The organism is Methylocystis sp., from assembly GCF_050251305.1.
In the GTDB taxonomy this organism is placed as follows: domain Bacteria; phylum Pseudomonadota; class Alphaproteobacteria; order Rhizobiales; family Beijerinckiaceae; genus Methylocystis.
Window position 1 is genome coordinate 1 of sequence record NZ_JBFWNB010000070.1, and the last position, 13,461, is coordinate 13,461.

Here is a 13,461-nt window from a genome sequence, read left to right on the forward strand (position 1 = left end):
ACGATGTCCATCGGCATCAATTCACCGTCGTCAGCGCCGTAACGAATGGCGCCGATCTGATCGCTCGGCGCGAATTTGTAAAGCGGGCAGAGATTGTGTGGCGGGGCGATCGGATCGGCGCGGACTCGGCGCAAGTCGCGATTGCAACCACCTCAAACCAGGGCTGTTCAACGCTCTTTACAGGCCGCGGTATGAGAGGGTGACGGCGGGATCGAGTGCGCCGCTCCAAAGTGCTAGGGCGATGTTGGCGACGCCGTTTGCCCTTGCGATGTTCAGGGCTTGCGAACGCAGGCGCGCCATGATGCCTGGATTGACCCGAATGCGGCTGGCGTCCTCAGCAAGGGTCACGTCGCGCACCCAATGATTTTTGTTCTCTACAGCCCAATGACCGCGGACGGCGCTTGCGAAGAGTTCTGCGGGCAACATGATGGACGACGCATAGAACGCGGTCTCTTCTCGCCGTTTCCAGAGCCCTGTGGCCGCGGAACGGATCAATGTAAATCGCGTGACCCGCACGATTGCGGTAATCAGCGGCACCCATTGGTCGTCATCGAGGGCGGTCCCGGGAGCATAGACTTCGACGCGCCGATCTTCCTGGCGATTTCGCGCCAGATTGCGGCTGTCGTTGACGGCGATGGGAGCCGCCGTCGCGGCGATATGCTCGCAACGTTGCAACAAACCCGGCTGATTACCTTTGACTTGAACGATTAGATCATTGCCCGTCTCGCGGGCGATCTCGAAGGTTTTTTTGGCAGTGCATGGCGTCGAGCGTGAAGATGCGGTCGCTCAGGCCCATGGCGGCAATCAGCGCCTGCGCGGCGGGGATCTCGTTCGATTTCTCGTCGATCACTTCATGCGCGAGAATGATCCGATGGTCGACGGCGAAGGCGCTGAGCACATGCGCGGCCTTGCGGTCGGCGAAAGCGTCGAAGCTTTGCCGCAACGTCTTTCCGTCGATGGCGATGAAGCGGGACGGCGCGGCGGCGCAGGAACCGTCGAGACTTTCCGCATGACGACGAAACGCCCGCTCAAGTTTGTCCGGATCGAGTTGGCGCAGAATTCCGCGCACGGAGGTATAAGGTCGTGCCCCCAGTGATGGTGTAGCTCAGTGGGAGCAAGCCGCTCGCGACGCGCGCTTTTGCTAGCGCCGTAGCGAGCGATCGGCTTGCGGTGGTCATCGACGATTCGCCGGTAGGATCGGGTTGCGAAACATCCAACGCAACCGAGGAACTGCCGATGACCGACGAGATGATGACCCTGCGCGCGCTTGTGGAGAAGGCCCCCGACGCGGATATTTTGCGCGAGATGATCGGCTTTGCCGCCGAGCGGCTGATGGAGATCGAGGTCGGCGCTCTGACCGGCGTCGCCTATGGCGAGAAAAGCGCGGAGCGCCTCGCCCAGCGCAACGGCTATCGCGAGCGGACCTGGGAAACGCGCGCCGGCGCCGTGGAGCTGCGTATCCCCAAGCTGCGCAAGGGCAGTTACTTTCCCGGTTTTCTGGAGCCGCGGCGGATGGCCGAGAAGGCGCTGACCGCCGTCATTCAGGAGGCCTATATCCAGGGCGTCTCGACGCGCTCGGTCGACGATCTCGTCAAGGCCATGGGCATGAGCGGCGTCTCCAAGAGCCAGGTGAGCCGGCTGTGCGAGGAGATCGACGAGCGGGTGACGGCCTTCCTCGAGCGGCCGATCGAAGGCGACTGGCCCTATCTTTGGATCGACGCGACCTATGTGAAGGCGCGCCAGAACGGCCGCGTCGTCTCGCTGGCGACGATCATCGCGGTGGGCGTCAACGACGACGGCAGGCGCGAAGTGCTCGGCATGGATATCGGCCCTTCGGAGGCCGAGACCTTCTGGACCGAGTTTTTGCGCAAACTGCGCTGGAGAGGGCTGCGTGGCGTCAAGCTCGTGGTGTCCGATGCGCATGAAGGGCTGAAGGCCGCAGTCGCCAAGGTTCTGCAATCGACATGGCAGCGCTGCCGCGTCCACTTCATGCGCAATGCGCTCGCTCATGCCGGAAAGAGCGGACGGCGCGTCGTCTCCGCCTTCATCGCCACCGCCTTCGCGCAGGACGACGCCGAAGCGGCGAAAGGCCAATGGCGCAAGGTCGCCGACCAGTTGCGGCCCAAGCTGCCGAAACTTGCGAACCTCATGGACGACGCCGAGACCGACGTGCTCGCCTATATGAGCTTCCCGGCCGCGCACCGGGCCAAGCTGCACAGCACAAATCCGATCGAACGGCTGAACGGCGAAATCAAGCGGCGCACCGAGGTCGTCGGCATCTTCCCCAACGAGGCCGCCATCATCCGCCTCGTCGGCGCGATCCTGCTCGAACAGAATGACGAATGGGCCGTCCAGCGCAGCCGATACATGACACTGGAAACAATCGCGCCCTTGAGCGATGATCCCATCGTCGGGCTGCCCGTTGTAGCCGCCTGATCAACCCGGCTTCCCGGCGAACGTGGCGATCACGCCAACCAGCTACACCACGCCAAGGGACACGATCAGGTATAAGCTGGCGCCCGTCGCAGCGCAGCGTTTGGAAAAGCGGAATTGAGCACGGAAAGCCTCGCGCGGATCAGGGCGTGGATTTGCCGATACGACCGAGCGCCGCTCAGCATGGCGATAATCGAAAACAGGATGACGCCGACTTGGCTGTAAATCTTTCCTTCGGCGCGCCGCCGATCCGGGATGGCTGCAAGGCAGGATGCAAGATCAATCGTCGTCATGGGGCAACCTCTGATTCGGGTTGCTCCCCATAGATTCAGACACTTCCCGACCTGAAAAGCGAAAATTTACCCGTCTCGGTCAAACCAAAGCACAGAGCGTTGAACAGCCCTGCACCTCAAACCGACAAAGGCGGGGCATCTCCTCGAAATGTTCTCGACAGGATGCGCCAAGAGATCTGACTGCCGGTCAACATGAAATCATCGTCTGCGTAGTCTGCGGCGATGCGAAGCGAGGATATTCTCTTTTTTCTATCACCCTTGCTCCGTCGCCTTTGGCGGCGTTTTGTCGCGAAGTGGGCTTGTTTGGCAGATCGCGTTCCAAAGCAAATTATTTCCGAAAATTTTTCTCGAAACTGCGTTCAGTCGTACTTTTGAATCATAACAATCGGAGTTTCAGCTGTAATCTTTTGCGGGTCAAGCGTCAGAATTTGGTTGCATATTGTTATTCGGCGCAGTTGTTCGGTTTTAGCGCTGCAATGCGAATTGTAATTTCGCAAATATGCGCTAACTAATACATTATCGAAATTTGGCCGAACGATCTTGCTTCCGCTCTCTCTTGCGCGTCGGCTCCTGACTTCCTCTCCAGAACTTCGATCCGCAGGCGCTTTGCAATGGGCAAAGCGCAGTCAGCTTGTTCTTGAAAGGACATGTCATGCAGACCGGCACAGTAAAATGGTTCAACGGCCAAAAAGGATTTGGCTTCATTCAGCCTGAGTCCGGCGGCCCGGACGTCTTCGTCCACATCAGCGCGGTTGAGCGCGCGGGGCTGTTCGGCCTCGCAGAAGGCCAGAAGGTCACCTACGAAATTGCCGTCGACGGACGTAGCGGCAAATCTTCGGCGGACCAGTTGCAAATCGCGGCCTAGCAGAGCTTCGCCCCTGGCGGTTGATCCCGCATAGCGTTCCCCCGTCAGGGCGCGAATTCTACTCCTGCCAAAGCTCGGGCATCGCTGCCCGAGCGACCATGAAGTCATTCAGACGCTTGAGCGTCTCTGCCCGAGCGACCATGAGGTCATCGATACGAGGGGCAAGACATGGCTAAAGGTCAACGACGCGGGAATCGCGAAGTGAAAAAGCCCAAGAAAGATAAACCTCGTGATGGGAGCGCGGTTGCGGGCAAGGAATCGTCTTGGCTGACCGTTGAGAAGCTCCAAGCGCGCGAAGCCGAAGCAAAACGCCGACGCTGAACAGAGCGCGCGAGCGGCAGCCTTCCCATTACGTCGCATATAATCTAGGAGCGCTTTTAGATGTCGAATGACAACGAAAATGACGCGTGCGCGCGCCATCGAGCACATCGCATCATCTCCCGCCCATCGCATAAGTTTCCGATTGGCGTCCGGGTGATCCAAAGGTTCAGGGCGCCGATTAACATGGATTCATTTCAAGTCACTCGTCATCTTCCCGATGATGACGCGGGGTTGCAATATCGGATGAAGAGAGATCGCGATGGGCAGGAAAGGGTCGCTATCGAATCCTCTCTCGAACTCGTCCGGAGGGAGGACAATTTAATCTAAAAGCTTCTGGAGGCGAATGTGGACGTGAAGGACTACAGAGCCGAAGCCGCCCTCTTTTTTTGCAAGGCGACAAATGCGAATTGCAGATCGCTTAGTTTCCAGCGGTTCGCGCGCGCGTCAGAGGCCATCCGCTTTGCGGTAGAGGAGCTTGCGCCAAGGGCCTTGGCCAGTTGTTCACTGGAAGTGGATGAACAGCACTTTTTCGGCCGCGAGATTCGCCCGCTTTACGACAGCCCCGACTATCCCTTACGGCGCCGACCGGCGAAATTGCATTCGCGTCTCGCCTAACAGTGTGACTTGCCGTTCGCAGGGAAGGCTGGCCGGGTGCCTTCGCTCTGACGATCGCGCGGGCGTTGACCGACGGCGCGGCGTTGAGTCACCCTCTCTACGTCGCCTCAACATAGTTCTACACGCGAATTCCGACAGCGCCGATCGTACCGCGCTTACGCTTGACGCCGTCATATCCCGCACGCGAGCCGCTCTTGGGAGTCGAGCGCAAGGGCGGCTATCGATGATGGCCTTCGTCGGGTCCGCGCTCCGCGCGGCGGCTTAGCCGCAAAACGACCCAAAGTTTCTGGGCGAGCGCCCATCGTTGCGACCGCTGACACCCAGCAAACCAGGGCGGCAAATCGCCCGCCACGCGATGCCGTAGCGGATCACGTAGCGAAGGCCGCTGAAGACTTTACGCGGCGCGCGCTGCCGTTGCGACGCGTCCTCAGTCATCAGCGTCACATCAGATGACCGGGACGCCGAGCCATATGCGGAAACTGCGACCCGGCCGACGATGCGCTTCGTCACCACCGGACGAGAGATCGACTCGTCGGCCAACGAACCGCGCTCATCAATCAGCTTCGGGCTGTTCTTTTCGTGCGCGGCCCTGGTTAGCCGCAAAGGCCGGACAAAGCTGGATCGATGGTTGCGGGTAGAACTGACGAATGCGAGCGGTTTGAGCCCCGTATGCAGAAGCTGGTAAGCGATCTGATGCTCGAACTTCGGGAACTCGGCACGCGGATTGCAGCGTTCGACCGAGTGTTCGCCGAATTGAGTCGAGCCGACGAAACGATGCACTCCAACTGTCGATTCCCAGGACCAGCGTCATTAACCTCCGCGCTCCTCGAACAGTCGAAACGTAACGTCGTTGTTGTCGCTTTATCGCGAACAAACTGGCGCGAATCGTATGAGCCATTGGCGCGGTCTGGGAACGCTTTCGACGCCCGTGTGGTAGGGGCGTGACGGCTGAACGAATGACAGCGGAAATGCCGCGAAGCTGTACTCCGACTGCAAGAAGTCTGCCCCTGCCGTGAACAAAGATGGCCCAACAATCGATCGGCGTTCGGTAAACCTGTCATCAGGCAAGGGCCAATCCGAGGCGGATATCTTATCAGGAACCGGGCGCGCGACTCTCCATCTTGGCCGGACATTTTGAGGCAGATTGTGAGGTCCATTATGATCACAACGCTTGCAGATGGGGCAGGCCATTCGTTGCCTGAGGGCGTTCACTCGGACCACGCCGGAACGCCTGTGACGCTGCCCCGTGAATCCGATGGCAATGTGCGCCGCGACGGATCCGATGCCATTTGGCTGTTGCAGCCGAGCTACGAAAAACACGCTGTCGATGAGCGCGGGAGAGTGCGCGGCGCGCCAGAACTCTCGCCTGTCAAAGAGCTGCTTGCTGCTGAAAAGTTCAGAGTAGACTATCGCGCAAGATCGGAGAGACGACGATGTCGAAGCAGTCGACGAAAATGCATCCGATTAAGAGGGCAAGATTAAAGCAATCGTGCCGCTTGCGCGTATGCTTTTGTCTGCACATTGTTATTTGCCGGCCATGAGACTTTTTGCAGTGTGGGCGCTTTCGCATTTTGTTTCTTTTTCAACGCCATGATGCGAGCTGCGCGGATTTGGTCTTGTTACGCCGAGTCGCTGGCGCATGCTCTTTCACATGAGCAGCAACGACTCTTCCGACCTTCGACTCCGAGCTGGAAAAATTCGTGATCGAGGCAGCGCGGCGTCGCCGCGGCCACGCTCGTTCGTTGCGCAAGTGATGAAGGCCGTGACGAAGGCGAAGGGCGCCGGGATCGGGTCTGCGCCGACGCGCGGCCGTCACTCCGATCGGCGACGCGATGGCGCGCCGGATCGACTCAGGAAAGGGAGATGCTGCCGCATCGGCCGGGGCCAGGCGGTAGCCGATCGATTGAAGCTTGCGGCCGACGTGCGCGGACCTGGCGAGCGGATGCGCCGCGTCGTCGTGAAGGCGCGGATCGTGAGGTTGAAACTTGGGAGCAAAGGAGCCGACGCGCATCTGCGTTATCTGCAGCGGGACGGGACCGACCGGGAAGGAGAGAAAGGCAGACTCTACGGAGCGGAGACTGACGTGGCGGATGGCCGCTCGTTTCTTGAGCAGGCGCGCGAGGATCGGCATCAGTTCCGATTCATCGTCGCGCCCGAAGACGGCGATCAGCTTTCCGACCTTCGCGCCTTCACCCGCGATGTGATGAAGCAAATAGAGGAGGACCTCGGAACGAGGCTCGACTGGGTCGCGGTCGACCATTTCAACACCGGCCATCCGCATAGCCATGTCGTCATCCGGGGCAAGGATGAGACGGGCAAGGATTTGATCATCGCCCAAGACTACATCACCGATGGCGTCCGGCTGCGCGCGCAGGAGGTGGCGACGCTGGAATTGGGTCCAGAGACGGACCTCGAACTCAGATCGAAACTCACAGCGGAAATCGCTGCCGAGCGCTTCACCCGGATCGACCGGGCGATGCTCGCCGAAGCCGGCGAGGGAACGCTCGACCTGCGACCCGAGACGGGTCAAGTCCGCGCAGATTTTGATCGGACGCTACGCATCGGCAGATTGCAGACTTTGGCCCGCTATGGCCTCGCCGCGGAGAGCGAGCCGGGCGTGTGGAAACTGTCCGACACGTTGGAGCCGACGCTGCGCGAACTTGGGGAGCGCGGCGACATCGTCAAGGCGATCAACCGGGCGCTGAAGGCTCGGGGAGAAGAGCGCGCGCTGGAAAGCTATTCCCTTCACGGCGAAGAGGCCAAAGCCCGCATCACTGGTCGCGTGATCGACAAGCGGCTGACCGACGAGCTCGGCGAGCGACTTGGCCTCGTCGTCGATGGCCTTGACGGGCGCGTCCACCATATTGTGCTCGGCTCCGAGGCGATGGCCAATGCCGCCGAGGAAGCATCCATTGGGTCGATCGTGGAGATCGCCCCTGCGCCCGTCGGGCCGCGACCGGCCGACCGCAACATCGCGCAGCTCGCCGACATCTCAGGCGAGTATCGCCCCAGCGTCCACCGCATCATTGCGGAGGCGAGCCGCGTCCGTGTTCCGGGCGCCGACTATGACTCCTATGTCGAAAGCCATGTCCGAAGGCTGGAGACGCTGCGCCGGGCGGGGATCGTGGAGCGGATCGACGCCGACCATTGGCGTCTCCCGGCCGACTTCGAGGCGCGGGCCGCAGACTATGACGCCCCGCGGCGCGGACGGGTGACGCTACGTGTGCTTTCCACTCTCGACCTCGAATCCCAGATCGACGCCAAAGGCGCCACCTGGCTCGACCGGGAAATGACGTCGTCCAATCGCGCGCCAATCGTGCGCGCCGGATTTGGGGCCGAGGTCGACCAGGCGATGAAACAACGCAGAGAGATGCTGGTCGAAATGGGCTACGCCCGGCGTACGCCGGATAACGTCATCCGCGCGCCGGGAGACCTGGTCGCTCGACTGGAGAGGAGCGAGATCGAACGCGTCGGCAAATCCATGGCCGCGGATAAGCTCACGCCGTTCAAAATGAAGGCGGAAGGCGAGCGCGTCTCGGGCGTCTTCACCGGCACGACCAATCTCGTCTCCGGCAAATACGCGATTATTGAGAACGCCTACGAGTTCACGCTGGTCCCCTGGCGGCCGATTATGGACGAGCGGCTCGGTCGCCAGATCAGCGGCGTCGTGCGCGATTCCGGAATCTCTTGGGACTTTACCCGGACACGCGGGATTGGAATTTGAGCCATCGTTGCTCAATTGGGAAGGCAGTCGGCGGATTCTTGATTCATTCGCGTGAGAAGCGCCGGCGACGGGTGAAAGGTCACGACCCTGCGAGCGCTTATCACCGCCTCCGCCCCGGTCTTGGGGTTGCGTCCGGTGCGCTGTCGCTTGGCGCGGAGGTTGAACGTTCCAAAATTGCGCAGCTTGACCGGTTCGCCGCGAACAAGCGCGTCGGCCAGTTCATCGAAGGTCTCATCGAAAATCTTGCAAGCCTCGGCGCGGGATAGCCTCGGGCAACAATTATAAATCGCCGCCCGCAAGTCGTGTCTTGTGAAAGTGCGCAGGCCGTCGCTTTTCTTCAAAATGCGAACGCCGGCTGTTGATCCAAACCTTGCACGCTCGCCTCCAAAAACGCTCATGGCCACGCTCCACTGTGATGATTTTGCCGAAAAACTGATGATTATTCGCTCTTTTTCGGTCCCGCAACTTGCGAGAATCCGATCCCTGCGGCCTTCAACGCGCGCGTTTCCAGCCGCCATGACGCCGCCGCGAAGGATCGAAGCCCCGCTGTCGCTCGCGGGCATGTCCAATTCTCCTCAAAACTGCGCTTCGCGCTGTGTCGAAGAATTGGGCCGTTCAACTGGCGACGATCCGCCGCCATGGTTTCGGCATGGCTCGTCCTCGTCGCGCGCATCAACAAATTTCCGCCCGCCGCAACGCAAATGGCGATGGCGTTTGCGGACTGAGGCGGTATGATTCGGTTTCGAGAACGATCGACGCGGCTGACGAAATCGCTGTCACCGACGATTGGCCCGAAGATATTCCCGTTTCCGCGGCCGAAGTCGATGTGTTGGAAATGTATCTCGGCGACATGCTCGACGCCTTTCTTCGACCGCGTCATTGAGCTTTCGATTGAGCCTGGGAGCTCCACATGACCGACCCTCTCCGCGCCGCTCTCTATCTGCGCGTTTCAACCACGCGGCAGGCGGAGGTCGATCTCTCCATTCCTGACCAGCAGGCGCAGACCAGCGCCTATTGCGGCCGCCATGGCTGGCGAGTGGTGGCCGAATATGTCGAACCGGGCGCCTCCGCTATGGACGACAACCGGCCAGAGTTTCAGCGCATGATCGAGCGCGCTTGCGACGACGATCACCCAATTGATACGATCGTCGTTCATTCTTTCTCTCGGTTCTTTCGCGACGCGTTTGGCCTCGAAATGTATGTCCGCAAGCTCGCCAAACATGGCGTGCGACTGGTTTCGATCACCCAGGAGCTTGGCGACGATCCCGCTCAGGTGATGATGCGGCAGGTCATCGCGCTCTTCGATGAATATCAAAGCCGCGAGAACGGCAAGCATGTGCTCCGCGCCATGAAGGAGAACGCCCGCCAAGGCTTCTACAATGGCTCGCGCTTGCCGCTTGGCTATGCGCTGAGCGAAGTCGACAAGCGCGGCCACCGCACCAAGAAGAAACTCGTCATCGATCCTGTTGAGGCCGAGACGGTGCGGTTGATCTACCGCCTCTATCTCGAAGGGGATGGCGGCAAGGGGCCGATGGGCGTCAAGGAGGTGACCAAGGCGTTGAATGCTAGAGGGCTACGGACACGGCTTGGCGCCCGTTTCGGCGTCGCTTCGGTCCACAAGATACTGACGAACCCCGTCTACGCCGGACGCTGGCGATTTAATCAGCGGGAAGCCAAGACCGGGAGGCCCAAGCCTGCTGGCGAGATCATCGAAGTTGCGGTTCCGGCGATCATCGAGCAGCTGGTTTTCGACAAGGCTCAGGCGAGCCTGAAAGCGCGCGATCCGCGCATCCTGCCGCCGCGCGTCACGGGACCGATCCTCCTCACGGGCCTGGCGCATTGCGCGACATGCGGCGGGGCGATGACGCTACGCACAGGCACGTCAAAATCCGGCAAGGTGCATCGCTATTACTCGTGCTCGACGGCCGCGCGGATCGGCAAGACGGGCTGTAAAGGCCGTTCCATCGCCATGGACCGGCTCGACGGGCTGGTGACAACCCATCTCGCCGATAGGCTGCTTGGCCCAAACCGTTTGGCGGGCCTCTTGACGTCGCTAGCTGAGAAGCGGGCATCGAGCGACGCCGAAGTCCAGGAGCGGGCGCGCGTCCTGCAACAGGAGATCGCCCAGGCCGACGATAAGTTGCGCCGTCTTTACAAAATGGTCGAAGAGGGCGTCACCGACATCGACGAGACGCTGGCGGACCGGCTCGCCGCGCTCAAATCCGATCGCGACCGCGCCAAAGCGGCCTTGGAGCGCATCAAGGTTCAGCTTGCGCCTCAGCTCACGTTGGACGCGGATCAGGTCGAGCGCTTCGGCGCCTTCATGAGAGAGCGCATAACCACCGGCGAGACTACATTCCGAAAGGCCTATCTGCGTTCGATCGTCGACGCCATTGAGGTGGACGACAAGGTCATCCGCATCCACGGCTCGAAAGCCAGCCTCGAACAGGCTGTCGTTGCCGGAGAACAAATCGGCAAGGGTGTTCGCAGTTTTATACGCAAATGGCGCGCCAAAGGGGATTCGAACCCCTGTTTTCGCCGTGAAAGGACGACGAGCAGGCAGGGAGTTGCGAACCCTATCACCGGTCATTCCCAATGCTCTTCGAGATCCTCCTCTTCCGCGAAAAGAAGGGCGTCAAGATCGGCCTCCGGCTGCGGCCTCTCCAAAAGTCCCTCGTCTTCGAGCCGTTCGATGTCGGGGAGATCGCGCAGCGACGCGAGTCCGAAGACCTCTAGGAACTTCCTCGTCGTCACGTAGGCGAACGGCGCGCCGGGCTCCGGCGCGCGCAATGCGGCGTCGATCAGCCGATGGCGCTTGAGCGCTCCAATGACGTCGCGGCTGATTTCTCGCCCTGCAAACTGCGACAGCTCCGCGCGCGTCGCTGGCTGCAGATAGGCGATCGCCGTCACGGTGAGGAGTTCGGTCGGCGTCAGCGCTGGCGGTCCGGCGGCGTGGGCGCCGTTGTTCAGGACGCGAATGGCGTCGGCGTAGCGCGGTTTGGTGCGCAGTTGATAGCCGCCGGCGACGAGAACGAGGTCATAGGGCCTTGCCCGCAAATCTTCGCGAATGTCGCAAATCAAATCATCAAAATTGCAATCGCGCCCGACCAGTTTGGTGAGCGCGTCGCGCGTGACCGGCGACGGCGCGGCGAAGATCGCCGCTTCGACGCGCCCCATCCATTCGCGCCAGCGCATCGCCTGTGGCAGATCGGAAAGATCGGCGTCGAACAGCAAATCCCCATCGCGCCGCGGCACACGACGGTTTGGCGGCGGCGCACTGTCCTGTCGATGCGCCTTCATCGACGGCATGTCGGCATCCTTTTCATGTCACAGTCCGTAAAGTCGAAAATTGGCGCGACCGGAGAGTTCGCGCACGGCGCCAAGCGCCATCAACCGATCGAACAAACGCCGCGTGGCGCGATCGGAAAGGCCGGCCGACGTCGCCGCCCGCGTCGGCGAAACGCAATCGTCGGCGAGCAACAAATCGACGACGCGCGCCGCCTTTTTGGCGCGCAATTTTGGCGCAACGCTCAACAGTATATTGGAACGCCGCGACAGTTCTGTCGCCAGCGCGTAAGACTCTTGCGCCGCGCGCGCCATGGCGCGCGCGGCGCTCAAATCCCAATCGGCATCGCTCGGCCGTGGTCGGCGTCCGGTCGCCGTGCGCATCGATGGATGCGTGATCGTCGTCGCCAACAGCGGCAGCGGCGCCTGCCACGCGAGGCGCCGCGCCAACACAAGATCGGCGAACCACAGCGCAAAAATTTCGGCGTCGAATTGCGCCGCGTCACCGATGACGCCCAGCGCTAGCGCGCTCACGCGGGCCGCAGCATTGAGCGGATTCTCAGCTGTCGACCGCTCATCCACAAGGGCGGCGAGCGCTTCGCAATCGATGGCCGGCGGTAAATCGAGACAATCGGCCGCGACTCTCACGACGCGCGCATCGAGCCGCACAGAAGGCGTTGTGAACAGGCGCCACAGCCGATGCAGGCGGCCGCCGGGCGTCGGCGCCGCGTCGAAGCCGGCGAGATGTTCGGCGTCGCGCAGGGCGCCTTCGTCTTCGCGCAGACGCGCTATCGCGGCGCAGGCGGTTGCGGCGCGCAAGGCGAGGCGCTGCCGCAGGGCGCCGGCAAAAACGGGTTCGAGGCCTCCTTCCCCGAAGTTTTTGCCGGGGCTCGAAGCATCGGCGGCTCTTCCGTCGGCGCGCGAAACATCGGCGGAGCCGATTCCGGCGCGCGAAATATCGCCTCCGGGGCAACGCAAAAGCTGGTCGAGGCGGGCAAGACTGGCGCCGGCGGCGAAGAAGTGCGCGCTGGCCGCGTCGTGTTGAACGCCGCCGACCTTCGCCCACTGCGTGTCAGGACACATCAGAAATTGAGAAATCGGCCTGTTGAATTTCAATGCGTTACGAAACGCTGCTGATTTACGCGTATACATTTGAATTGAGAAAACGCCCGAATGATGTACAGTTGAATTGAGAATTTGCGGCTCAACCATTTCTCATGGACGCGGCCGAAAAATGAACAGCAATAATGAGAACGCGCCCTGCCCTGATGACGCCGACACGACGGGGTCCGACGACCCGCAGTGGTTAGAGGCATGTCGACGCGAGGAGGCCATCAGAGAATTGTTAGGCCGCTCCGCGGGCGACCGGCTACGAACAAGCGACGTCGAAGATGTTGCTTTGGACCTCGGGATCAGTCGCGCGACACTTTATCGCCTCGTCGCGATCTATCGCGAAACGCCCACCGTTGAGGCGCTTCAGCCGAAGCCGCGAGGCCGATCGAAAGGGGCGCTCGCTCTCGACAAATCGCGTCATAAGTTGATCCGCCAGACGATCCGGGAAGTCTATCTGAAGCCGCAGCGTCCAACGCTGACCCACCTCGTCGAACAAATCCATTTGCGTTTCGTCCAGCACGGATGGCCATTGCCAGATCGTCGAACGATCAAGACGCGCGTCGATGACATCGAGAGGCGATTGGTCGCGCGTAAACGGAAGGACAAACGCGCGATCAAAGCGACAACGCCAGTTCCGGGCGAATACAAAGCCTCCCGGCCGCTCGAGGTGGTTCAGATCGATCACACGCTCGTCGATCTCATCGTCGTTCACGAAGAGACGCGCGAACCGCTCGCACGCCCTTGGCTGACGCTGGCGATCGATGTGTTTACGCGAATGATTACGGGCTTTCATCTTTCGATGGATCCCCCTT

General features: G+C 61.1%; 8 protein-coding genes and 3 pseudogenes. 5 read left to right on the forward strand and 6 right to left on the reverse strand.

What is annotated here, in order from left to right; all coding sequences use genetic code 11:
* Positions 1 to 177: 177 nt before the first annotated feature.
* Positions 178 to 1,069 (reverse strand): annotated as a pseudogene (locus tag AB7F41_RS15990) (ISAs1 family transposase).
* Positions 1,070 to 1,236: 167 nt separating this feature from the next.
* Here AB7F41_RS15990 and AB7F41_RS15995 point away from each other — a divergent pair.
* Positions 1,237 to 2,436 carry an IS256 family transposase gene (locus AB7F41_RS15995; protein WP_428406687.1) on the forward strand — a complete coding sequence of 400 codons (1,200 nt, stop codon included), beginning with the start codon at positions 1,237 to 1,239 and terminating at the stop codon, positions 2,434 to 2,436.
* A 65-nt stretch (positions 2,437 to 2,501) separates the two neighbouring features.
* Here the strand turns inward: AB7F41_RS15995 and AB7F41_RS16000 are convergent, their stop codons facing one another.
* The gene (locus AB7F41_RS16000; RefSeq protein WP_428406688.1) at positions 2,502 to 2,726 is read right to left on the reverse strand and encodes a transposase family protein; all 225 of its coding nucleotides are present in this window, start codon (positions 2,724 to 2,726) and stop codon (positions 2,502 to 2,504) included.
* Positions 2,727 to 3,378: 652 nt separating this feature from the next.
* Between AB7F41_RS16000 and AB7F41_RS16005 the strand changes: the two genes are divergently transcribed.
* Positions 3,379 to 3,591, forward strand: coding sequence for a cold-shock protein (locus AB7F41_RS16005; RefSeq protein WP_026016461.1), 213 nt, complete (start codon positions 3,379 to 3,381; stop codon positions 3,589 to 3,591).
* Between the two features lie 1,084 nt (positions 3,592 to 4,675).
* Here the strand turns inward: AB7F41_RS16005 and AB7F41_RS16010 are convergent.
* A pseudogene (locus AB7F41_RS16010) lies at positions 4,676 to 4,870 on the reverse strand (IS5/IS1182 family transposase); the annotation flags it as partial.
* Between the two features lie 1,410 nt (positions 4,871 to 6,280).
* Here AB7F41_RS16010 and AB7F41_RS16015 point away from each other — a divergent pair.
* The gene (locus tag AB7F41_RS16015; protein WP_428406689.1) at positions 6,281 to 8,251 is read left to right on the forward strand and encodes a DUF3363 domain-containing protein; all 1,971 of its coding nucleotides are present in this window, start codon (positions 6,281 to 6,283) and stop codon (positions 8,249 to 8,251) included.
* Between the two features lie 11 nt (positions 8,252 to 8,262).
* Here AB7F41_RS16015 and AB7F41_RS16020 read toward each other — a convergent pair whose 3' ends face one another.
* Positions 8,263 to 8,814 carry an integration host factor subunit alpha gene (locus AB7F41_RS16020; RefSeq protein ID WP_428406690.1) on the reverse strand — a complete coding sequence of 184 codons (552 nt, stop codon included), beginning with the start codon at positions 8,812 to 8,814 and terminating at the stop codon, positions 8,263 to 8,265.
* Between the two features lie 347 nt (positions 8,815 to 9,161).
* Between AB7F41_RS16020 and AB7F41_RS16025 the strand changes: the two are divergent.
* Positions 9,162 to 10,244: pseudogene (locus AB7F41_RS16025) on the forward strand (recombinase family protein); the annotation flags it as partial.
* Between the two features lie 593 nt (positions 10,245 to 10,837).
* Here AB7F41_RS16025 and scpB read toward each other — a convergent pair.
* Both scpB and AB7F41_RS16035 read right to left on the reverse strand, forming a co-directional pair.
* Positions 10,838 to 11,560 (reverse strand): SMC-Scp complex subunit ScpB, encoded by a 723-nt coding sequence (gene scpB, locus AB7F41_RS16030; protein ID WP_109026966.1) that lies wholly within the window; start codon positions 11,558 to 11,560, stop codon positions 10,838 to 10,840.
* Positions 11,561 to 11,578: 18 nt separating this feature from the next.
* Positions 11,579 to 12,619 (reverse strand): DUF1403 family protein, encoded by a 1,041-nt coding sequence (locus AB7F41_RS16035; RefSeq protein WP_164479500.1) that lies wholly within the window; start codon positions 12,617 to 12,619, stop codon positions 11,579 to 11,581.
* Between the two features lie 151 nt (positions 12,620 to 12,770).
* Between AB7F41_RS16035 and AB7F41_RS16040 the strand changes: the two genes are divergently transcribed.
* The coding region (locus AB7F41_RS16040) for a DNA-binding domain-containing protein (RefSeq protein ID WP_428386031.1) at positions 12,771 to 13,461 on the forward strand (691 nt) is incomplete at its 3' end.